Origin of the sequence: Corynebacterium pacaense (assembly GCF_900169525.1) — a bacterium.
In the GTDB taxonomy this organism is placed as follows: Bacteria; Actinomycetota; Actinomycetes; order Mycobacteriales; family Mycobacteriaceae; genus Corynebacterium; species Corynebacterium pacaense.
Genome location: NZ_LT821240.1, coordinates 42,076 through 63,459 on the forward strand (window position 1 = coordinate 42,076; position 21,384 = coordinate 63,459).

The 21,384-nt window shown below is 63.2% G+C and carries 16 protein-coding genes; 6 read left to right on the forward strand and 10 right to left on the reverse strand.

Annotated features, from left to right (window positions below):
* Complete coding sequence (locus tag B7E02_RS07340) at positions 1-753, reverse strand: hypothetical protein (RefSeq protein WP_080794596.1); 753 nt, start codon at positions 751-753, stop codon at positions 1-3.
* A 185-nt stretch (positions 754-938) separates the two neighbouring features.
* Between B7E02_RS07340 and hflX the strand changes: the two genes are divergently transcribed.
* From hflX to B7E02_RS07355, 3 genes are all read left to right on the forward strand, one after another.
* On the forward strand, positions 939-2,483 hold the full coding sequence (gene hflX, locus B7E02_RS07345; RefSeq protein WP_080794598.1) for a GTPase HflX: 1,545 nt from the start codon (positions 939-941) through the stop codon (positions 2,481-2,483).
* Positions 2,484-2,560: 77 nt separating this feature from the next.
* Entirely contained in the window at positions 2,561-3,844 is a 1,284-nt protein-coding gene (locus B7E02_RS07350) for a uracil-xanthine permease family protein (protein WP_080794600.1), read from the forward strand.
* 75 nt (positions 3,845-3,919) lie between these two features.
* Positions 3,920-4,447, forward strand: a complete 528-nt coding sequence (locus B7E02_RS07355; RefSeq protein WP_080794602.1) for a GyrI-like domain-containing protein — start codon at positions 3,920-3,922, stop codon at positions 4,445-4,447.
* Between the two features lie 83 nt (positions 4,448-4,530).
* Here the strand turns inward: B7E02_RS07355 and B7E02_RS07360 are convergent, their stop codons facing one another.
* The 4 genes from B7E02_RS07360 to B7E02_RS07375 form a co-directional block, all read right to left on the reverse strand.
* The gene (locus tag B7E02_RS07360; RefSeq protein ID WP_080794604.1) at positions 4,531-4,800 is read right to left on the reverse strand and encodes an HPr family phosphocarrier protein; all 270 of its coding nucleotides are present in this window, start codon (positions 4,798-4,800) and stop codon (positions 4,531-4,533) included.
* Positions 4,801-4,951: 151 nt separating this feature from the next.
* Complete coding sequence (locus B7E02_RS07365; protein WP_080794605.1) at positions 4,952-6,985, reverse strand: PTS fructose transporter subunit IIABC; 2,034 nt, start codon at positions 6,983-6,985, stop codon at positions 4,952-4,954.
* 13 nt (positions 6,986-6,998) lie between these two features.
* Positions 6,999-7,973, reverse strand: a complete 975-nt coding sequence (locus tag B7E02_RS07370) for a 1-phosphofructokinase family hexose kinase (RefSeq protein WP_080794607.1) — start codon at positions 7,971-7,973, stop codon at positions 6,999-7,001.
* Positions 7,970-8,761 carry a DeoR/GlpR family DNA-binding transcription regulator gene (locus B7E02_RS07375; protein WP_080794610.1) on the reverse strand — a complete coding sequence of 264 codons (792 nt, stop codon included), beginning with the start codon at positions 8,759-8,761 and terminating at the stop codon, positions 7,970-7,972. Before B7E02_RS07375 ends, B7E02_RS07370 begins: the two co-directional genes overlap by 4 nt.
* A 387-nt stretch (positions 8,762-9,148) precedes the next feature.
* Here B7E02_RS07375 and ptsP point away from each other — a divergent pair, with 387 nt between their 5' ends.
* Positions 9,149-10,855: a phosphoenolpyruvate--protein phosphotransferase gene (ptsP, locus tag B7E02_RS07380; protein WP_080794612.1), complete on the forward strand. Its 1,707-nt coding sequence runs from the start codon at positions 9,149-9,151 to the stop codon at positions 10,853-10,855.
* A gap of 71 nt (positions 10,856-10,926) precedes the next feature.
* On the opposite strand, the gene B7E02_RS07385 is transcribed toward ptsP, so the two are convergent.
* The 3 genes from B7E02_RS07385 to lexA form a co-directional block, all read right to left on the reverse strand.
* Positions 10,927-11,892: a carbohydrate kinase family protein gene (locus B7E02_RS07385; RefSeq protein WP_080794614.1), complete on the reverse strand. Its 966-nt coding sequence runs from the start codon at positions 11,890-11,892 to the stop codon at positions 10,927-10,929.
* A complete protein-coding gene (locus B7E02_RS07390; RefSeq protein ID WP_080794616.1) occupies positions 11,889-12,668 on the reverse strand; it encodes a DeoR/GlpR family DNA-binding transcription regulator in 780 nt (259 codons plus the stop codon). Before B7E02_RS07390 ends, B7E02_RS07385 begins: the two co-directional genes overlap by 4 nt.
* Before the next feature lie 324 nt (positions 12,669-12,992).
* Positions 12,993-13,691, reverse strand: coding sequence for a transcriptional repressor LexA (gene lexA, locus B7E02_RS07395; RefSeq protein WP_425429804.1), 699 nt, complete (start codon positions 13,689-13,691; stop codon positions 12,993-12,995).
* A 907-nt stretch (positions 13,692-14,598) separates the two neighbouring features.
* On the opposite strand from lexA, the gene nrdR reads away from it, so the two are divergent.
* Positions 14,599-15,051, forward strand: coding sequence for a transcriptional regulator NrdR (gene nrdR / locus B7E02_RS07400; protein ID WP_080794621.1), 453 nt, complete (start codon positions 14,599-14,601; stop codon positions 15,049-15,051).
* A gap of 131 nt (positions 15,052-15,182) precedes the next feature.
* Here nrdR and hrpA read toward each other — a convergent pair whose 3' ends face one another.
* A complete protein-coding gene (hrpA, locus tag B7E02_RS07405; protein ID WP_080794623.1) occupies positions 15,183-19,091 on the reverse strand; it encodes an ATP-dependent RNA helicase HrpA in 3,909 nt (1,302 codons plus the stop codon).
* A gap of 119 nt (positions 19,092-19,210) precedes the next feature.
* Here hrpA and B7E02_RS07410 point away from each other — a divergent pair, with 119 nt between their 5' ends.
* Positions 19,211-20,275, forward strand: coding sequence for a hypothetical protein (locus B7E02_RS07410; RefSeq protein ID WP_080794625.1), 1,065 nt, complete (start codon positions 19,211-19,213; stop codon positions 20,273-20,275).
* Positions 20,276-20,325: 50 nt separating this feature from the next.
* On the opposite strand, the gene B7E02_RS07415 is transcribed toward B7E02_RS07410, so the two are convergent.
* Positions 20,326-21,312, reverse strand: a complete 987-nt coding sequence (locus tag B7E02_RS07415; protein ID WP_080794627.1) for a hydrogen peroxide-inducible genes activator — start codon at positions 21,310-21,312, stop codon at positions 20,326-20,328.
* Positions 21,313-21,384: the final 72 nt, after the last annotated feature.

Below are 21,384 nucleotides of genomic sequence, written 5' to 3' on the forward strand. Positions count from 1 at the left end.
CTAATGCCCACCGCAGCCGCAGCCACCGGATCCGCAGCCGCCGCCGCCACAACCGGAAGCGACAACGGGGATCAGGGAACCGGTGAGCATGACCTTTCCGGAGAGCACGGAATCGCGGGCGGGAAGCTCGGGTGCGTCGGGCAGGCAGACGTCGAAGGCGAAGTAGCCGTCCACGGAGCAGTGGATGAATCGCTGGCCGGTCAGTGCGTTGATCCGGTAGGAGGATTCGAGCACGCGTGCGGAGAACTCGGCGGAGGCATCCGGAACACTGGCGCCGTTTCCACTTTCCACCTGCAGTGCGCCATCGGATACCAGCATTCCAACGACCTCGCCGCCGTTACGGATATAGTCCTCGGCGGTGTCATGGACCCTGACATCCACGCCGAGCGCGGTGACGGCGAGCTGCTGCCAGCGCTGCTCGGGTTCATCGACCAGAAGCGGTCCCTGAGCGAGGTTGACGGTGACCGAGGTGACCCTGTTGCCAAATGGATCGATGATGTCGCACAGGGCGAGTACATCATTGACCATGCTGACGTGGGCGTAGGCCACGGTGGAGGAGGTGAACCCCGCGAAGGTGGCGAAGGGCTCCACCGCCAGGATGTTGATCTGGGCACCGGAGTCGTCGGAGAACTGAATGAGCTGCCCGCCCCTGACCTCGCCGGCGACCTCCAGACGCTCGGAGGCAATGGCGGCCTCGACGGCATCCTGCCAGCGGTTGAATTCCATGCCGATACTCTTAAGATCGCTGATCATGCCGCTTATCTTAGCCTTTGAAGCAGGGGCCAGTCACGTCGCGGCACGGTGATGTTCGCCCGTGCCACCGCGGGAATGGCGGAGGGTAGCCGGCTGTTACGGCGGCGGCGCGGACATTTCTGATCGCTGAGAGCGTGCGCAGGGCTCTGGCCCGCAGGTCATGGACGTGGAACAATGGTTGAACAATGGATGAAAAGAAGAAATTTGACCACGAGGCTCTCATCGAACAGGCCTTCCATGATCACAGGAAGCGTGAGCTTCCCGAGCCCACCGGACACGACCTGTCCGGGCTGCTGAGGCCCCGGGCCGCCGATGTCGATGCCCCCTCCGTAGGTGATCTCGACCTGGAGGACCGTGAGGCCATCAGAAGAAGAGACACCACGATCCACGCAGATGAGGCCTCCGACGGCTATGAGGTGGAGTACCGGAAGCTCCGGTTGGAGCGGGTGATCCTGGTCGGTGTCTGGACCGAGGGCACCACCGCGGAGATAGATGCCAGCCTCGCCGAACTCGCCGCACTGGCGGATACCGCCGGCGCCGAGGTGATCGAGTCGATCTACCAGAAGCGTGACAAACCCGACCCCGGAACCTACATCGGCTCCGGCAAGGTCCGGGAACTAAAAGAGATCATCGAGGCAACGGGAGCGGACACCGTCATCTGTGACGGTGAGCTCAGCCCGTCGCAACTGGTCGCACTGGAGCGGGATCTCAATATCAAGGTCATCGACCGCACCATGCTGATTCTGGACATTTTCGCCCAGCACGCCAAGTCCCGAGAGGGTAAGACCCAGGTGGCGCTGGCCCAGATGGAGTACCTGATCTCCCGGGTGCGCGGCTGGGGCGGCAACCTTTCCCGCCAGGCCGGTGGTCGTGCGGGCTCTAACGGCGGTGTCGGCCTCAGGGGTCCCGGTGAGACCAAGATCGAAGCCGATCGGCGTCGCCTGCGCACGGACATGGCCAGGCTGCGCCGGGAACTCGCGGGAATGGACACGGCCAGGAGCGTCAAGCGTTCACAGCGCTCGGAATCAATGGTGCCCCAGATCGCCATCGCCGGATACACCAACGCCGGAAAGTCGTCCCTGATCAACGCGATGACCGGTGCGGGTGTTCTGGTGGAGAACGCGCTCTTCGCCACCCTCGACCCGACCACCCGCAGGGCCGAGCTCGCCGATGGCCGCAACGTGGTATTCACCGATACCGTGGGATTTGTCCGCCACCTTCCCACCTCTTTGGTGGAGGCCTTCAAATCCACCCTCGAGGAGGTTGTCGAGGCGGATCTGATGCTCCACGTGGTTGATGGATCCGATCCCTTCCCGCTCAAGCAGATCGAGGCGGTGAACACTGTGATCAGTGACATTGTCCGTTCCACCGGAGCCACCCCGTCACCTGAGATCATCGTGGTCAACAAGATCGACCAGGCTGATCCGCTCACGCTCGCCGAGCTGCGCCACGCGCTCGACGATGTGGTGTTCGTCTCCGCCCTCACCGGCGAGGGCATCAGGGAGCTCGAGGCCCGGATCGAGCTGTTTCTCAACTCGAGGGATTCCCATGTCGTACTCCGCATCCCCTTCACCCGAGGAGACATCGTCTCGCGGCTCCACCAGTACGGGACCGTACTCTCGGAGGAGTACGCGGAGAGTGGAACCTTGATCGATGTCCGCATCCCCGCCGCCCTCGCCTCGGAATTGGAGGAGTACGTGGTAAGGGAGAACGGGATCGTGGAGGCCTGAGCCTCCAGGTAACGATCTGCTCACATCCCGCGCGGTGATTTCCCATCGGGGCGCCGGGTGGAAGATAATGATGGTTCGTGACTTCTACTTGGGGCTGGACCGTCCACGGCGACGGCAAGAAAATCAATCCCGGCGCGGTCGTAGCTCCTCGTGAGCGACTGAGCTGGGGACGCACAATCGGAATCGGCATGCAGCACGTGATCGCCATGTTCGGTGCGACGCTGCTGGTGCCGACACTAACGGGATTCCCGGTGAACACCACGCTGTTGTTCTCCGGGTTGGGGACCATTGTCTTCCTCCTGATCACCCGCAACCGGCTGCCCTCCTATCTGGGCAGCTCATTTGCATTCATCGCCCCGTTGACGGCGACACAGGCACAGGGCATCGGGGTCCAGATCGGTGGGGTACTTGTTGCAGGCCTGGTGCTCATCGGTGTGGGATTCCTGGTCAAGGTGGCAGGCAGGCGGGTCATCGATGCGGTGATGCCCCCCGCGGTCACGGGCGCGATCGTCGCCCTGATCGGGTTGAACCTCGCCCCCACCGCCGCCGCCAATTTCGCGGGACAGCCGCTGGTGGCCACGGTCACCCTGTTGACCATTCTGCTGGCCACGGTTGCCGGGCGAGGAATGGTTGCACGACTGGGGATTCTCATCGGGGTCGTCGTCGGCTGGGTCTTTGCGGCGGCCAGCGGCTCCCTCGCCGAGGGTGCCGTGGAGACCATCCGGGATGCGCAGTGGTTCGGGCTACCCCAGTTCCACACCCCCGAGTTTCAGGTGTCGGCGATCCTGCTTACACTGCCCGTCATCATCGTGCTGATCGCCGAGAATGTCGGCCATGTCAAGGCCGTGTCGGAGATGACGGGGGAGAACCTCGATGATCTCGCCGGTGACGCGCTGATCGCGGATGGTCTCGCCACCTCCATCGCCGGTGGATTCGGTGGATCGGGTACCACCACCTATGCGGAGAATATCGGTGTCATGGCCGCCACGAGGGTGTACTCCACCGCCGCATATTGGGTCGCGGCACTCACCGCCATCGCACTTGCATTCATCCCCAAATTCGGCGCGTTGATTTTTACCATCCCAACCGGTGTTCTTGGCGGGGCGACGTTGGTACTGTATGGTCTCATCGGCATGCTCGGCGTGCGGATCTGGCAGGACAACAACGTCAATTTCAACAACCCCGTCAACCTGACAGCTGTTGCCGTCGCTCTGGTGGCAGGCATAGGTAACCTGACCCTCTCGGTCTTCGGTGTGCAATTGGAAGGCATCGCCTGGGGGTCGGTGGGAATCATTGTCTTCTACCCGGTTCTCAAACGTCTCTATCTCACCGTCGGTGAGGGACGGGGCGCTCGTTTTTAAAGTTTGAAAGTCCCGTCGGGCGCACCCGGCCCGGCGGGAGAAGCCAATTCACCACCTTGAGGAATCTTTACGTCGATGATTGATACCCAGTTTGAGAAGATCCGGGCCCATGACATCGTGGGGATCCGAGTGATCATTTCACCTGAGGAGATGACCGAGCTCTTTGATCGCGGTTTCCGGGAGATCGTCACACTGTTGAAGGAGGAGGGTGTCGCGCCGGCCGGTCCCGCGCGTGCCTACTACTTCGGTGAGATCTCCGACACCGTGGACATTCTGATCGGGTTCCCGGTCAGTCAACCCGGCGCCGAGGCTCTGCGCAGGGGTGCCCTCAGCCAATCCGGGGGCAATATCGATGATGTCGCGCTGCACCATTTCCGTGAGATGAAGACCATTCACCGGCGCCACTCGGGGACCGCTGAGGAGGTTGACCGGACCTGGCGGGAGATTCTCGATGAGGCGGAGGAGCATGGGTGCAGGTTGCCCGCCGTTTCCATCGGGTGGGAGGAATTCTCCGGTGAGCGGGCACGCGTCCATCCCTCAGGGGAGGCGGTCACCGAGGTCTTTGTTCAGGTGTGCCAGCTGCCCTCCATTGAGCCCGTGTAGGGCGTGGAAACCGACACGGCCCCGCCACACCGAGGGGAAACCTGGTGTGGCGGGGCCGTCCGCGTCTTCGGTGGGGCAGAGCCCTACTCCGCGTCGAGGTCCTTCTCAATCAGAGCAGCGATCTTGTCAACCGCCTCGGCGTTATCGGAGGTGACGGTGACCTGGTCACCGTTCTCCGCGCCCAGCGCCATGATCATCAGAGATGAGGAGGCATCGGTTTCATCGTCGTCGTCGGAGCCTACGAGGGTGAGGAAGATGTCGTCGTCGTACTCGGAGGCTGCCTCGGCGATGAGGGAGGCGGGACGTGCGTGCAGTCCGACGGCGGAGCCCACGGTCACAGTCTTTGATGCCACAGGAGTGTTCCTTTCTTCATGCCCCTGATCGAATCGGTCGGGAGGCGGGATGTTCGTATTTGTATCAGGATCAAGCTTAGTGCGCGTCCCGGTTTGCTGCCACGATCGGGCAGAAAACCGGACTTAATCACACTTTCCCGGAAATCGTGCCTCAGGCGTTGGCAACGGCGGCGGCCTTCGCCGCTTCCGCCTCGACAGCCTTGTTGGGCCAGAACTGCTTCATGGCTATCACAGCGATCGTGGAGACAATGGTGCCGGCGACCAGGGCGATCAGCCAGCCCCACCAGGGGTCGACGGCCCAGATCACGAAGATGCCGCCGTGGGGTGCCCGGGATCCGACGCCCAGCGCCATGGAGATTGCGCCGGTGGTGGCGCCACCGAGCATCATCGAGGGGATGACGCGGAGCGGGTCCGCCGCGGCGAAGGGGATGGCACCTTCAGAGACAAAGGCGAGTCCGAGCAGCCAGGATGACTTTCCGTTCTCCTGCTCCGCGGGGGTGAAGAGGTTCTTGCGCAGGATCGTGGCAATGGACAGCGCGATCGGCGGAATCATGCCGGCGGCCATGATGGCCGCCATGATCTGCATGGACGCCTCGTCGCCCGTGGACAGGCCGGCGGTACCGAAGAGGTAGGCCGCCTTGTTCACCGGGCCACCGAGGTCGAAGCACATCATCAGGCCGAGGATGATGCCGAGCAGCACCGCGGAGGAACCGGACATGGAACCGAGCCAGTCCTGCAGGGAGACCATGATCCATTCCAGCGGTCGGCCGAGGACCAGGAACATCACGAGGCCGACCACGAAGGAGGTGAGCAGGGGAATGATGACCACGGGCATCAGGGACTGCACAACCCGGGGGACCTTCCACGAGCCGATCCACATGGCCACGAGGCCGGCGAGGATACCGGTGACCAGACCTCCGATGAAGCCGGCTCCGATGGTCACGGAGATGGCGCCGCCCACGAAACCGGGGGCGATGCCGGGGCGCCCGGCGAGTGCGTAGGCGGTGTAGCCGGACAGTGCCGCGACGATGAAGCCCATCGCCGCCTGGCCGGTGGCGAAGAGCACCGCTCCGATGTAGAGAAGGAAGCCGGACCTGTCGAAGGTGGTGGCCACGCCGTCGATATCGATGGTGTGCCCGGGCAGGTTGGTCAGCGAGAAGTTGGTGGCGATGGCCTGCCAACCGTTGGCCATGTCATATCCGCCGAAAGCGAAGCCGAGAGCGAGCAGGAGGCCGCCGGCGGCGACGAAGGGCACCATGTAGGACACGCCTGTCATCACGGCCTGCTGGATCCGCTTGCCCCAGCCCAGTGACTCCCCGGTCTCCTCTGTGGACACCGCCTGACCGGAACCTGCGACCCTGCGGGCGTTGGGGTTCTTCGAGGCCGCGACGGCCTCATCGATCATCTTGGCGGGTTCGTTGATGGCACGCTTGACACCGGATTCGATCACGGGCTTGCCCGCGAAACGCTGGCGGTCCTTGACCCCCACGTCGGTGGCGAATATGACGGCGTCGGCATCATCGATGACCTTCGGGTCCAGTGGTGTGACCGCGGAGGAACCCTGGGTCTCCACCACGAGTTCGACATCATCACGCTTCTCAGCGGTCTGTGTCAGGGAATCGGCGGCCATGTAGGTGTGGGCGATGCCGGTCGGGCAGGCGGTCACCGCGACGATGCGGGTGACATTGCTTGCCGACGCATGGTGTTCAGGGGCGGCGGCCTCCGCCTTGGGCTTGGGGTTGAGCACGTCGTCGACCAGGGTCACGATCTCCTCGGCGGAGGAGGCGTTGTGCAGCGAGTCGATGAAGTCCTTGCGCACGAGTGAGCGCGCGAGCTTGGAAAGGATCTTCAGGTGCTCCTTGCCGCCGCCGGCGGGGGCGGCGATGAGGAAGATGATATCCGCGTCGCCGTCGGGACCACCGAAGTCAACCGGTCGTGACAGGCGGGCGAAGGCGAGGGTGGGCTCGGAAACAGCCTCGGAACGGCAGTGGGGGATTGCGACGCCGCCCGGGACGCCGGTGGCGGACTTGGACTCACGCGCGAGTGCGTCCGCGGCCAGAACCTCGGCGCTGTCGGCGCGTCCGGCCTCGTGGACGATCCCGGCGAGTTTTGTGATCACCTCGGTGGTGGTGCCACCGAGATCTGCATCCAACCTCACGAGTGAGGTATTGATGACCTTGTTCATGATGACTCTTTCACTAGACAACTTGAATGACCTCGGCACCGACGGTGGTGACCTGGTCGGGGTTGGGAATGGTGGTGCCCGGCAGCGCAGCGGCAGCCGAACCGTAGGAGACCGCCTGGATCAGTGAGGTCGGTGTGTCCAACCCCCGCGACTGCGCCATGACGAATCCTGCCAGAGAGGAATCGCCCGCGCCGACCGTGGAAACGGGCTCGATCCGCGGTGACGACGACACCCAGGCGCCCTCGCCGGTGACCAGGACCGCGCCCGCCGAACCGAGGGTGACCAGGACCATGGCGATACCGCGTTCGACCAGGGTGGAGGCGGCGGTGACGATGGGCGCGTAATCGCCCGCGGCCGCACGCTCCTCGAGCTCCTGGCCGTCGAGGCCGACCAGCTGACCCAGCTCCAGTCCGTTCGGTTTGATCAGGGTGGGGGCGGCACCGGGCTGCGAGAGTCCGCGACCGAGCTCCTGCAACGGGGCGTCGGAGGTGTCCACGGCGATGCTGACCCCGGGGCGGTGCTCGCGGATGAGTGCGGTCAGGTGGGAGTACCAGGCGGTGGGCACCCCCGGCGGCAGCGAACCAGACAGCACGACCCAGTCGACGTCGGCACCCAGTGCGTCGATAAGCGTTTCCTCGAGTTCGGTGAGTTTCTCCCCCTCAAGACGGGGGCCGGGACCGTTCAGTTTGGTGGTGGTTCCGTCCGGTTCGGTAATGGTTGTGTTGGTTCTCACGTTGGCGGAGATGGTGACCGTGCTGAGGGGGAGCCCGATGTCATCGACGAGGGAAAGGAATGGATCGCGTGCGCCGGAGGGGAACACCGCGAGGGTGTCCAGGCCCGCGAGTGCAATGGCGTGCGCGACGTTGATTCCCTTGCCGCCGGCGACGGAGGTCGCCGAGACGAGGCGCTGCACGGCACCGCGGCTGAGGGGAGCGTCCAGCTCGAGTGTGGAATCAATACTCGGATTGGGTGTGAGTGTGACAATCAAAGGGTTACCACCTGGATGTCTTGGTTGGATAGGAAGGACAGAATCGGGTCATTAGCTGCGACTTCGGCGATGATCACGTCCGGTGCCGAAATCTCTGCGAAAGACGTGGACAGTTCCCGGCCCAGGGTCTCGGCCGGGCACAGCACCACCGAAACCCTGGAGTTGGCGAGCATCTTCGCCTTCACCGCCGCACTGGCGGGATCCGCGGTGGACAGCCCGTGCTCGATACTGATGCCGTCGGCGCAGACGAAGGAGATGTCCGCGCGCAGTGCCGAGATGGTTTCCGTGGCCTGGGCTCCGATCACGGAGCCGGACAGTGGGGACACAGTTCCACCGACCATGGTGACCCTGTTCAGACCCGCTCGCGCGAGCAGGATACCCACGCTCGGTGACGAGGTGACCACGGTCCACAGGAACTCGTGGTGGATTGCCCCAAGCAGCACCGCAAGTGCGGATGCGGGGGACCCGGAATCAAGGAAGATGCTGGTGACATCCCCGGAGATGAGGTCCACCGCGGCACCGGCGATCCTCTGGTTGCCGGACCCGGGCCGATCAACATCGATGTGGACCGGGCCGGCGACCCTGGAGTGCGCGACCCCGCCGTCCCCGGGGATGATCGCGCCCCCGTGCACCCGTTGGAGGAGACCACGGGACTCAAGCTGCCTGAGATCCCTCCGGATGGTTTCGGAGGTGACCGCGAAGTGCTCGGCGAGCTCGCCCACCCCGATACGGCCGGAGGGGACCATGAGATCCAGGATCACATGCTGTCGCTGGTCGCTGGAGTTCATGGTCACCTCCTTCTGGCTGTGTGGGTATGCGCTTGTTTGGTGTGGAAATGGGTAGTGATGTGGAGACATCGGGCGTAGCGCCCCGGAATCGTCCAACGCCTCGACCCCCGTTCGGGCGTCGAATAGCAGGAATGCCGAGAAGTGTCCACCACGAAGGTGCTACCGCTGGTTAAAATGGAGGCGCCTTGTAAAACACCGCGATATCCACCGTTGAAAAGTGAAAACATCGAATGTGATGTGGCTCGCAACGACTATTAAGCTGTGATTCCTTCACTCCAATTTATGTTGGTTCATGTCTGTTTGTCAATCGATTCATGTTGGATTGGTTGCGCAACTGTTGATTTTGTGGTGATCTTGAAGGTAAGGAAATCCCGACTGTGAGGATAGGTGGCAACTGTGTCCAATGTGACTCAAGGCACTGTATTTAAAGGTACCGGCGTCGTGGCAGGTATCCGTTACGCTCCGGCTGTGTGGATCAGCCCCCGGCCCGAACTGCCCACGGCAGGCGACGTGGTCGCTGAGGATCTCAGGGAAGCGGAGCTGGAGAGATTCAAGAACGCGGCGGACGTGGTCGCCGCGCGTCTGGCGGAGCGTTCGGAAAAGGCCGAGGGACCTGCGGCGGAGGTTCTCAAGGCGACCTCTGGCATGGTGAATGATCGTGGTTGGAGGAAGGCGGTGAACAAGGGCATCAAGGGCGGACATCCGGCCGAGTACGCCGTCGTCGCCGCGACCACGAAGTTCATTTCCATGTTTGAGGCCGCCGGAGGCATCATTGCGGAGCGTACGACGGACCTCCGCGATATCCGGGACCGCGTGATCGCCGAGCTCCGTCAGGAGCAGGAGCCCGGTCTGCCGAGTGTCGACGGCCCGGTCGTCCTGTTCGCCGATGACCTTTCACCTGCCGATACCGCGGCACTTGATACAAGTCTCTTTGTGGGATTGGTCACAGAACTTGGTGGCCCGACAAGTCACACCGCCATCATCGCCCGTCAGTTGAACGTCCCCTGCATCGTTGCCGCCGGGCACAAGATCCATGAGATCACTGCGGGCACCGATGTGCTGGTTGACGGGGCACTCGGAACCATCACCCTCGGCGCCGACGCGGTCGAGGCCGCCGCCATGGTGGAGGAATCACTCGCCGCGGCCGCCCGCATCGCGGAATGGAAGGGGCCGGCGCAGACCAGCGACGGACACCGCGTGCAGCTTCTGGCCAACGTTCAGGATGGCAATGGTGCGCGCCAGGCGGCCACGACCGAGGCGGAGGGTGTCGGGCTCTTCCGTACCGAGCTCTGCTTCCTCTCCGCCACGGAGGAGCCCTCCGTCGATGAGCAGGCCGAGGTCTATGCCAAGGTTCTGTCCGCTTTCCCGAAGTCGAAGGTTGTCGTCCGCTCCCTCGACGCGGGTTCGGACAAGCCGGTGCCCTTCGCCAGCATGGCGGATGAGATGAACCCCGCACTCGGCGTGCGCGGCCTCAGAATCGCCCGGGGGAACGTGGAGCTGTTGACCCGCCAGCTGGATGCCGTGGCCAAGGCCGTGAAGATCCTGGGCCGTGGGGACGAGGCACCCACCTGGGTGATGGCGCCAATGGTGGCCACCGCGTATGAGGCCCAGTGGTTCGCCGGCATGTGCCGCGAGCGGGGGCTCATCGCCGGCGCGATGATCGAGGTCCCTGCGGCCGTGCTCATGGCGGACAAAATCATGCCGCATCTGGATTTCGTGTCCATCGGAACAAATGACCTCACCCAGTACACCATGGCAGCGGATCGGATGTCGCCCCAGCTGGCCTATCTCACCGATCCGTGGCAGCCGGCCGTTCTGAGACTGATCAGGCACACCTGTGAAGAGGGCAGGCGCTTCAATACCCCGGTCGGGGTGTGCGGAGAGGCGGCGGCGGATCCGCTGCTCGCCCTGGTCCTCACGGGACTCGGGGTGAACTCGCTTTCGGCGGCATCCACAGCGATCGCAGCCGTGGGTGCCCAGCTTTCCGAGGTTGATTTCGAGACCTGTAAGAAGGTGGCGGCCGCGGCTCTCGACGCGGAGGGTGCCACGGAGGCCCGCGACGCAGTCCGCGCCGTCCTGGCCGAGGTGAGCTAGGAGCATCATCGAAAAAAGGGGAGGGGGTGGCCTCCCACCCGACGGGTGGGAGGCCACCCCCTCCCTGCGCGCTACGCGAGTGTTCGTGTGGTGACGCTGCCCGCGAGGACACGATCCGGGGTGGGAATGAAATCATCCCATTCGCTTCCCGCGGCATTGGCGTAGGCGACACCGTAGGCAAGCTGATACTCCGGACCCCGACCCTGGTCGGCTGCGGATAGGAATCCGGCGACGAGCGACTCCCTCCAACTGACACCCTGCCTGCCTGGTTGGCCATCGAAGGAGGCGTGGAAGGCCTCATCCCCGGTGACGAGAACAGATTCGGAGCGTCCCAGGGTGATCAGGACCTCCGAGATTCCGCGGGTGATCAACGAAGTTGCGGCGTTGATCAGGGGGAGATGCTCACTTCGGCCCCAGGCCTGTGCGATCGATCCCTCCTCGGCCTTGACGCTGACCTCCAGATCAGACACCGTGAGGATGAGCAGGTGGGGCTGAGTCGCCGCAAGTTGGCGGACCACCGCGCGCAGCGGGGAGGCCGTTGCCGAGATCGCGACCTTGACATCGGGATGATAGAGGGTCAGCGCGCGAACTACATCGACGTACCAGGCCGCCGGGGCGATTGCCGGAAGCTCACCACCGAGAAGCACCCAGGAGGCGTCCTCGGCCTTGCGTACCACCAGATCACGCAGCATGGCCAGCTGCGAAATGTCCAGTGGCATGGGGGAATCCTTGAACTCCGTCTCCACTCCGTCGGATCCACGCATGGTCAGGTGCATGGGAATGGGCCCGGCGACGGGGATGATCTCATGAGGAAGGCCGGAGACGTTGACCAACCGCAGGAAGTGCGAGATCTCAGGAACGGGAAACAGCGCCATGGTGTCCATGCCGCCGCGGTAGAGGATCGAGGCCACACCCGTGCCGAAGCCACCGGCGACAGTGGAGGCCTGCTCCATCAGATTGACCCCTCCGATCTCCATGGCGCTGGACAGATCATGCGTGCTCAGCAGGAAGGGACTGGCGGTTACCGTGAGGATCATTCCGCGATCACGACCTCGATGTCTCGTTCGCGCAGCTGCTCCACGAAACTGGGTGGAGCGGCGGAATCAGTGACGATGACATCAATGTCATCGATTGAACCGAAGCTGACGAGATAGTCGGTGCCCATCTTGGTTGAATCGCAGAGTACGACAACCTTGTGGGCGTTGGTGATCATCGCGGACTTCATTGCGGCCTCCTGGGAGTCCGCGGTGGAAAGGCCGTGATCCAGGGTCAGGGCGTTGGTACCGATGAAAACGACATCCGCCCGCATGAGGGCGAGCATCCTCAGTGCCGTGTCGCCGACCACCGCCTGGGTTATCGCACGGACGCTGCCGCCGAGAAGCTGAACCTCGTCCAATCCGGCATTGGCCAGGCTGAGTGCGATGGGCAGGCAGTTGGTTACGATCGACCATTGCTTGGCGTTCGAGTGCTCCGCAATGAGGTCGGCCAGAGCGGTGACGGTTGTGCCCGCATCCAGGAACATTCCTCCCCGTGCCGCGGGCAGGAACTCCATCGCCGCCTTGGCTATGGAATACTTCGCGGAGGAGGCGGAACGGAACCGGGTATCGAGACTCAGCTCGGTGGTCTGGAATGATTGCGTTGCCACAGCACCACCGTGAACACGGTGCACGATGCCCTCACGGTCCAGGACCGCGAGATCCCTCCGAATGGTTTCCGCAGTGACATCGAATCTGCCCGCCAGCTCGGTGACGTTGACCCGACCTTCCACGGCCGTGAGTGATGCGATCTGCCGACGCCGTTCCTCTGCGTACATGTCGCTCCTTAAAACAAAAAGAAAAGTGTGGGATGACGCCCGAATATGATTCCTATTATCACACCACTAAACGGTCAAAAGACCCAAAAAGTTGCACAGTTCACTCGCCCAAGCGGTCAAATCTCAAATAATCGGGCAGTGAAAACAAAGAAGACCTGCTGATTGAGCGCGAAACTCACAGGTAAAACCACCATTCAAGTGGGGTATCCCCGAAATAACAGACACCCCCTGTTCGGGGGTGTTAAATTGCAGTGCTCAGTTCGGTAACCGGGCTTGGGTCCAATCGGATGGAGGTGCGCAACCGGTGGTGCCGGCGTGTCCGGCTCAGAGCTTCCGCATCACCGACACGACCTTGCCCATGATCTCGGCGTTGTCCGCGGGGATCGGCGCAAAGGAATCGTTGTGCGGCAGCAGCCACACACCGGAGGCGTCCTTGTGGAACTCCTTCACCGTGGCCTCACCATCGATCATGGCCGCGACAAATTCTCCCTGTTCGGCAACCGGCTGGGAACGAACGACGACCCAGTCTCCGTCCAGGATTCCGGCATCGCGCATCGACTCCCCGACGACGTTCAGCATGTAAAGCTCCCCATCCCCGACGATCTCGGCGGGCAGTGGATAGTACTGGTCGATGTTCTGCTCCGCGAGGATGGGGCTGCCGGCGGCGATGGAGCCCACGAGCGGAATGAACGAGGCGTCGCCTGCCAGCTCGTTCTCCCGGGATGCCGATGCCCCCGGCTTCTCCCTGGCTTTTGGGCCCACCTTGGGTGAGGTTCCGGTTTCGGGCAGGTGTCTGACGTCCACGGCGCGTGGTTTATTGGGATCTCGGCGGAGGAATCCCTTCTTCTCCAGCTCCTTCAACTGGTACGCCACCGAGGAGGTGGACTGGAGACCCGCCGCGTCTCCGATCTCCCTGATGCTCGGCGGATAGCCGCGAAGGACGACCGCATCCCTGATCACCTCGAGGATCCGCCGCTGTCGGTCGGACAGGCTCGCCGGGTCGGGTTTTCCATTGGGAAGCATTGCCACGGTGCGACTACCTCTGCTACCGCGGACTCCGCCGGTCCTACTCTCCTTGGCCATGGGGCTCGTTCCTTTCCTTGACTCACCGGGTCTGATGGTGACTCCGTGTTGCTGTGCTGCTGTGCTCCGGAATAAAACTGGGCGGTTGCGGATCCACAACCTATGGCATCCTCGCCCGATGTTCGAACCAGGGGCGATTTCCTAAAAGCCACATTACATGGTTTTCATTGGGAATGATACGGATGTTCGAGAATGTCGCGATAAATCTGGACACTCCGCCGATCGGGTGCTATAAATCGAACAGAAGGATTTACTCGAACATGTGAACGGTTGCTGTGTTCGAAATGTCCGGAGTGTTGTCTAGTCTGTCTGTGAACCCGAGGAGATGGAAATGAGTACTTCAATAAGTGCACGTCAATCTGATAATCGCTGCAGCGGATCTGGAGTGGGGGTCGTCCCGGGAGCCGCCGTGTGGGTCTCCGGAAGTCCCGGTGTGGCCCACCGTTTGAATGGCTGTGTTCGAACGCTGCGGAGTTCGAATAGTGAGAGTCGCACACCTGCGGTCAGGCAAGGGCCCGTGGCGGTCCGCGCGTCTAACAACCAGTTTCGTATCGTCCGCGACCGGGGGCGGGAACTTTTCCGGGATGATTCCCCTCCCACTCACACCCGTTCGATTAGAGAGAATGTCAAAAGCTGGATGGGAGGTGCGCTTTTCGGCCTTGTGATCGTATTGGGCATCGTGATCGCGACCCCCCAGGAACCGGCGGATTCCCCGGAGGTTTCGCACACACAACTGGCCACCCTGCACGATCACTAGGGTGGGGAAGGTCCCTCTTCCGTGGAGTAGGTAGCGGGGCGGTCGCCTAGACTGTTGTTGTTCGCGCCACCACGGGAAAGGAACTAACCGGTGTATTGCCCGTTCTGTCAGCATGATCATTCAAAAGTCATCGATTCGCGGGTCATCGATGCCGGGGGAGCGATCCGGAGACGCCGTGAGTGCAGCAATTGTCAAGGGCGTTTCACCACGATCGAGAAGGCCGTGCTCCTGGTGCTGAAGAGAAACGGCGTCACCGAACCCTTCAGCAGAGACAAGGTTGTGCTGGGGGTACGCCGCGCATGCCAGGGCAGGGACGTTCCCGATGACGCCCTCAAACGCCTGGCACAGTCAGTCGAGGAAACCGTGCGCAGCAACGGCAGCTCACAGGTCAAGGCGAATGACATCGGTCTCGCCATTCTCGAACCCCTTCGTGAACTCGATGAGGTTGCGTATCTCCGCTTCGCCTCGGTTTACAAGTCCTTCGAAAGTGCCGATGACTTTGAAAAGGAGATCCGTTTGATGCGGAGGATGGAAAGGAACTGACCAGGCGCCCCACGGTTTTTCCCCTCGGGGCACCCATTCGTCCACCCGTCCACCCGTCGGGTGCGGCCGGCAGTGATCGGCACCGCCGTGAAAAGGATCGTCCCTGCCACGGGCGCCTGCCGGAACGCCGATCAGCGGAGCCTGTCCACCATCTTCTTGATTCTCTGTGGCGACACCGGCGCAGGGGTGCCGAGGCGCTGCGCGAAGAGACTGACCCTGAGCTCCTGGATCTGCCAGAGGATGTCCTTGACCTCCCGCGTCTTTTCGCGGCCTTTAGGCAGTTTCCTCAGCCTGGCACGCAGATACTCCTCGACTCCGGCCACGGCGTCCTGACGGTCTGCATCCTTGTCCGGATCCCGGTTCATCTCCTCGAGCCGGATCCGCATCGCGTGGAGGTACCGGGGGAGGTTCCTCAGCCTCGCGATACCGTGCACGCTCAGTGCATGGGGCGGAAGGAGGAAATCCAACTGTGCGAGCATGTCCTCGATCGCCGGCCCCGACCAGGAATCCAGTTCCGAAACAACCGATGAGTACTGGACCAGCGCCGGAGCGAGATCCACGACGGCCCGACGCACCTCGCCCGGCACGGCGGGGGACACCTTCGCCAGAAGGGCATCAAAGTCCTCCGGCCTGCGCACCGGTCCACCGTTGGCGAACATCAGATCCCTGATTGCGGCGATCCTCGCGTCATCGACCAGCCCTTGCACCCCTCCATGGGGATAGTTGTCCACGGCGACGCGCTGCTGGAGGGGCAGCCCCTTGGTCATCTGCTTGTCGTTCACAACGATTTCACGCATCAGCAGCGTCAGCGTCGCCGTGATCATGGAGGCCTCTGCAGCGTTTCTGGTCGGGAGGACCTTGACCGAAACGCCGGTGGGAGTGACAACGAGCGCGGGGTAGGCGGTCACCTTCTGGCCATCGACCACCGTGTCCACCTCCTCCCTGATCTCTCCGAGGGAGTCCGGTGTCCAGGACGGAGACTCGGCCTGCTCTGACTTCCGGGCGACCCGCGATACCGAGGCCTGGATCTGGCTGGCTCTGCGCTGCTTGAGTTTCTCCAAATCCTTGTCGGTATCGATGATTTTCCGGTGCTTGTCCACCGCGGCGTAGGTGATCCGCAGATGGTCGGGCAGTTTCTCCGGGTGGAAGTCGGTTTCGTTGATTCCGCTGCCGCCCGAGGAGTGCAGCACATCGGCGAGCTGCCGCGTCAGCGGTGTGGAGTAGGGCAGCAGCTTCGGAAGTGCCCGCCTGGCGAAGTCCGGTGCAGGCACCACCGACCTGCGCAGCGCCTTGGGCAGGGTACGGATCAGTTCGGTCACCAGCTCCAGCCGAACACCGGGGACGAGCCAGTCAAACCCCTCAGTGTCCAGCCCGCCCAGCAGCGGCACGGGGATCAGCACCGTGACACCGTCATCCCGGTGGCCGGGCTCGAAGTGGTAGCTGAGATCGAAAACGAGATCGCCCTTGCTCCACCTGTCAGGCAGGGCCTCCTCGTTGACGGCCTCCGCGTCGGCGTTGATCAGTGACTCGGGATCGAAATCCAGGAGCCCGGGGTCACTGCGTGAGGTCTTCTTCCACCAGGAGTCGAAGTTGCGACCCGTGGTGGCGTTCTCCGGCAGGCGGGCATCATAGAAGTCGTAGAGGGTGTCCTCATCAACGATGATGTCGCGCCGGCGGGCCTTGGCCTCCAGTTCGGCGAGGCTCTCCAGTTTCGCGGCGTTGTCATGAAAGAAGCGGTGGTGGGTGGTCCACTCCCCGTCGATCAGGGCGTGTCGGATGAACATGGAGCGGGCCGCGGCGGGATCGACCTGATGGTAGGGGACGACCTTGTCGGCGACGATCGTCACGCCGTACAGCGTTGACTTTCGGTGCACCATGGCCGCTGCGCGTTTCGTCGACCAGTACGGTTCGGAGTACTGGTGCTTGAGCAGGTTCCCTGCGAGCTTCTCCACCCACTCGGGCTCGATTCTGGCCACGTCCCTGGCCCACAGGCGGGTGGTTTCCACCAGTTGCCCGGCCATGATGAACTGCGGTGGCTTCTTTGCAAGGGCCGAACCCGGGAAGATCATGAACTTGGTTCCCCTGGCGCCGGAGAACTCCCTGCTCTCCCCATCGCGGGTGCCGATCTGAGACAGTAGACCCGACAGCAGAGCCTGGTGGATGATGTCGGGGCTGGCGACCCCTGCGACCTGCTCCTTCGAGGACCAGCCCAGCTGCTGTCCCACCTGCTCAAGCTGCCGCACCAGGTCCCACCACTCGCGAATGCGCATGTAGTGGAGGAACTCCTTCTTCATCTGCTTGCGGAAGGCATTTCCGCTGGTTTGTCCACGCTGGTCGGCGATGTACTCCCACAGTTTGATGAAGCCCAGGAAGTCACTGGTTCCATCCCTGAACCTGGCGTGGGCCTGATCCGCCTGTGCCTGATGCTCGAGCGGCCGCTCGCGGACATCCTGGATGGTCATCGCCGCCACGATGACCATCACCGGATACAGTGCACCGAGACGTTGCGCCTCGATGAGCATCCGCGCCATCCGCGGGTCCACGGGAATTCTCGCCAGCTCGTGCCCGATGGTGGTCAGCCGCGGAGTGCCGTCATCGCTTTCCCCCTCTCCGAGGGCGCCCAGCTCATGGAGCAGCAGAAGTCCGTCGCGGATGGAACGCGAATCAGGGACCTGGACGAAGGGGAATGAGCTGATATCGCCGAGATGCAGGGATGCCATCCGGAGGATGACGCTGGCCAGGTTCGTGCGCAGAATCTCCGGATCCGTGAACTCGGGGCGGGATTCGAAATCCGCCTCGGAGTAGAGGCGGATGGCCACACCGTCGGCCACGCGGCCGCACCGCCCGGAACGCTGGTTCGCACTGGCCTGTGAGATGTCCTCGATGGGCAGGCGCTGCACCTTGGTGCGCACAGAGTACCGCGAGATACGGGCCGTGCCGGTGTCCACCACGTAGTGGATTCCCGGGACCGTCAGTGAGGTTTCGGCGATATTGGTTGACAGCACGATCCGGCGCCCGGAGTGGGGACGGAACACGCGGTGCTGCTCCTCATTGGAGAGACGACCGAACAACGGGGTCACCTCGACCCCGCGCCATTTCCTGCCCTCGATCGCCTCCATCGCATCGCGGATATCGCGCTCGCCGGGGAAGAAGCACAGGATGTCCCCGGGGCCCTCGCCCATGAGCTCCTCGATCGCGGAGCACAGGCCGTCGAGGGGATCGATGTCGACGAGGGTGTCGCCGACCTCCTGCTGCAGCGGCCGGTAGCGGATCTCAACGGGGAAGGTGCGTCCGGAGACCTCGATGATCGGGGCGGGATGACCCTGGGCATCGGCGAAATGCTCGGCGAAGCGCTGGGGATCGATGGTCGCCGAAGTGATGATCACCTTCAGGTCCGGACGCCGTGGCAGGAGCTGGCGGAGATAGCCGAGCAGGAAATCGATGTTCAGGGAACGCTCGTGGGCCTCATCGATGATGATGGTGTCATAGGCGTTGAGAAAACGGTCGCGCTGCATCTCCGCGAGCAGAATTCCGTCGGTCATCAGCTTGATGGAGGTAGTGGCCGATACGCGGTCATCAAAGCGGATGGCATAGCCGACGGTTTCCCCGATGCTCTGCCCCAGTTCATCGGCGATGCGTTCGGCCACCGTGCGCGCGGCCAGCCGCCGGGGTTGGGTGTGGCCGATCAGGCCGCGACGGCCACGGCCGATCTCCAGACAGATTTTCGGAATCTGGGTCGTCTTTCCCGAACCGGTCTCACCGGCGATGATGACCACCTGGTTGTCGCGGATGGCGGCCGCAATATCTTCTTTTCTCCCCGTGACCGGCAGCGACACCGGGTAGGTGATGGTGGGGATGTGGGCGATGCGGGCGTCGACAAGCTTGCGTGCCTTCTCGATATCGGCGCCGATGGCGCCGAGAGCCTTCGGATTGCGCGCCTTGGACAGCCTGCGGCGGAAGGAACGCTCGTCGGTGAGGGAGACTCCGTCCAGGAGTTTCAGGAGCTCGCTTCGCGTTGGGGTGTTTTCAGGTGTAGTCATGACTAGCTGGACATTCTACTGCGTTGCCGGTGTTCCGACGAGTTCGCACCTTGGGTAACCTGGGCTGCGGAAGATACCGGAAATAGAGATACTGCCCAGAAGGATGGTGCCGCGAGACGATGAACCGCGAAGACAACGATGACCGACGTGGGGATGGAACCCCTCCGGAGGGTCCCAACGGTTCCCCGTATGGATACAACCCGACCCCGCACCCCGAGGACGCACCGGGAGGCTTCCAAAGCACCGGCGGCCACGGAACGGGATCAGGAGGCTACGGCGGCTACGGCGGCTACAGCGACTACGCCACGGGCGGAGGCGATCCCCGGGGTTACCCTTCCTACCCGGGCCACGGCTACGAGGGGTACGCGCAGAACGGCCGGGGCGGGGGGATCCCCGGCGCCGCGGTACCCATGGAGCGCGCCAGTGGCCGCGTCGACGTGATGCGGGCCGTCAGGTTCGGCTTCCGTGCGGAGTTCGGCAATCCGGCGGTGTGGATCCTGGGAACAATCGGTGTCGGGTTCGCATTCTTCGTCATCGCGCTGATGGTCGGGTTCGGCTCCCTGGCCATTGATCCCAGCGGTCAGGCACTGGCCGGCACCAACTCCGTCCTGGGCATCGCACTCAATCTCATCGTCGGGGCGCTGACCATCGCGGTGACGGTTTTCGTCCTTCGCGGGGCCCTGGTTGAGGTCGACGGGACACGGGCGCGGCTGCGGGACTTCTTCTCACCCGTCAACGCCTGGCAGACGGTCCTGATCATGGTGGTTCTGAGCGTGACCAGCTATCTGCTCTCGGCCGGCATCGACAGCGCATTCGGAAATTTCATTGTCGTCGACGAGAGCAGCGGAGAGGTGGAGTTCAACAGCGGCCCGCTGCTGATGCAGCTGGTGTTCCTGTTGGTCCTGGTACTGGTCAACCCGCTTTACGCATTCTGGATCTGGTACACCTCCGATGGTCGGCACAGTGCCGCCAGTGCCGCGGGCACCGGATTCCGCGACGCCGTCCGCAACTACGGCCCGCTGCTCGCATTCAGTGTCATCTCCGGAATTGTGCTGGTCATAGCGGCAATAGTGACGCTTACCCTCGCCCTGATCGTCCTCGCCCCGGCACAGATCCTCATCAACGCGCATCTCTACCGTCAGATGAGCGGCGGGATGATCCCCGTCGAGCAGCCCCGCGGCTAACCGATGTAGCCGGCCGGCGATGGCCGCTTGACGACGCCCCGTGCACACCACTAGTGCGGCAGCAGGGGCTCGACCGTCTTGACCTCCACACCGGCCCTCCGCGCCTGTGTCAGGGCCTCCAGATAGGAGCGCTGCAGGATCCCCGCGAACTGTTCGAACTCCTCGGCCCGGGATGAGGAGGAACGGTAGACAAGACCGATGCAACGGGATGCGGTGACATCCGGGGCGAAGCCCGCGGTGGCCAGACCGGAACGGGTGCATTCCCACGGTACCGCGCTCACCGGCACCAGGGTGACACCGAGCCCCGCGACCACCAGCTGCATCACCGTGCTCAGACTCGACGCCCGGGTGATGGCGGTGGCGGAGTTGATGGGGTTGACATCGGCCTTGCGGCACAGATCGATGATCTGATCGTGCAGGCAGTGCCCGTCATCGAGCAGCAGTAGATTGACATCCCCGAGCGAGGAGACCTCGAGATCCTGCCTGCCGGCCATCTCATGATCGTCCGGGACGACGACCACGAAATCCTCCTCGTACAGCGGGATCTCACGCATCCCCGGGGCCTCGGAGGGCAGTGCCATCAGCGCGATGTCGATGGCGCCCTCCCGGAGCAGGGTCAACAGGTGCCTGGTCTGATCCTCGACGATGTGCGGCTCGAGGTCGGGGTACTCCGAAGAGAGAATGCGCAGGGTCGCGGGGAGTATGTACGGTGCGGCGGTGGGGATGATACCGAGTGTCAGCGGACCCGTCAGCGCGCCATTCGCACCCCTGGCGTGCGCGAGAAAGGAATCCGCGGCCTCCAGGGTGGATTTGGCGTAGGGGAGCAGCTTCTCACCCGCAGGGGTGACGATCACCTTGCGGGTGGAACGCTCAATCAGTTGGACCCCGAGGCCGTTCTCCAGAGCAACCAGCGCCTGGGACAGTGACGGCTGTGAAATGGACAGTTTCGACGCCGCGGTACCGAAGTGCTTGCACTCCGCAATGGTTGCGAAGGTACGCAGTTGCGCAAGGGTGGGCCGGTACTCCTTATTGCTCATGCCTATAACTATAACGAGGTTGGACGCGATCGCGTATTACCCGGCCGGTGTTGATGCACACGAGGAGGCTCC

Bases quoted from the DNA above. Each gene is read 5' to 3' on its own strand.
- B7E02_RS07415 (WP_080794627.1), bottom strand. From the start codon at position 21,312: ATGAGCAATAAGGAGTACCGGCCCACCCTTGCGCAACTGCGTACCTTC.
- hflX (WP_080794598.1), top strand. From the start codon at position 939: ATGGATGAAAAGAAGAAATTTGACCACGAGGCTCTCATCGAACAGGCC.
- B7E02_RS07385 (WP_080794614.1), bottom strand. From the start codon at position 11,892: ATGATCCTCACGGTAACCGCCAGTCCCTTCCTGCTGAGCACGCATGAT.
- lexA (WP_425429804.1), bottom strand. From the start codon at position 13,691: ATGCTTCCCAATGGAAAACCCGACCCGGCGAGCCTGTCCGACCGACAG.
- B7E02_RS07355 (WP_080794602.1), top strand. From the start codon at position 3,920: ATGATTGATACCCAGTTTGAGAAGATCCGGGCCCATGACATCGTGGGG.
- hrpA (WP_080794623.1), bottom strand. From the start codon at position 19,091: ATGACTACACCTGAAAACACCCCAACGCGAAGCGAGCTCCTGAAACTC.
- B7E02_RS07410 (WP_080794625.1), top strand. From the start codon at position 19,211: ATGAACCGCGAAGACAACGATGACCGACGTGGGGATGGAACCCCTCCG.
- B7E02_RS07375 (WP_080794610.1), bottom strand. From the start codon at position 8,761: ATGAACTCCAGCGACCAGCGACAGCATGTGATCCTGGATCTCATGGTC.
- B7E02_RS07365 (WP_080794605.1), bottom strand. From the start codon at position 6,985: ATGAACAAGGTCATCAATACCTCACTCGTGAGGTTGGATGCAGATCTC.
- B7E02_RS07390 (WP_080794616.1), bottom strand. From the start codon at position 12,668: ATGTACGCAGAGGAACGGCGTCGGCAGATCGCATCACTCACGGCCGTG.
- B7E02_RS07340 (WP_080794596.1), bottom strand. From the start codon at position 753: ATGATCAGCGATCTTAAGAGTATCGGCATGGAATTCAACCGCTGGCAG.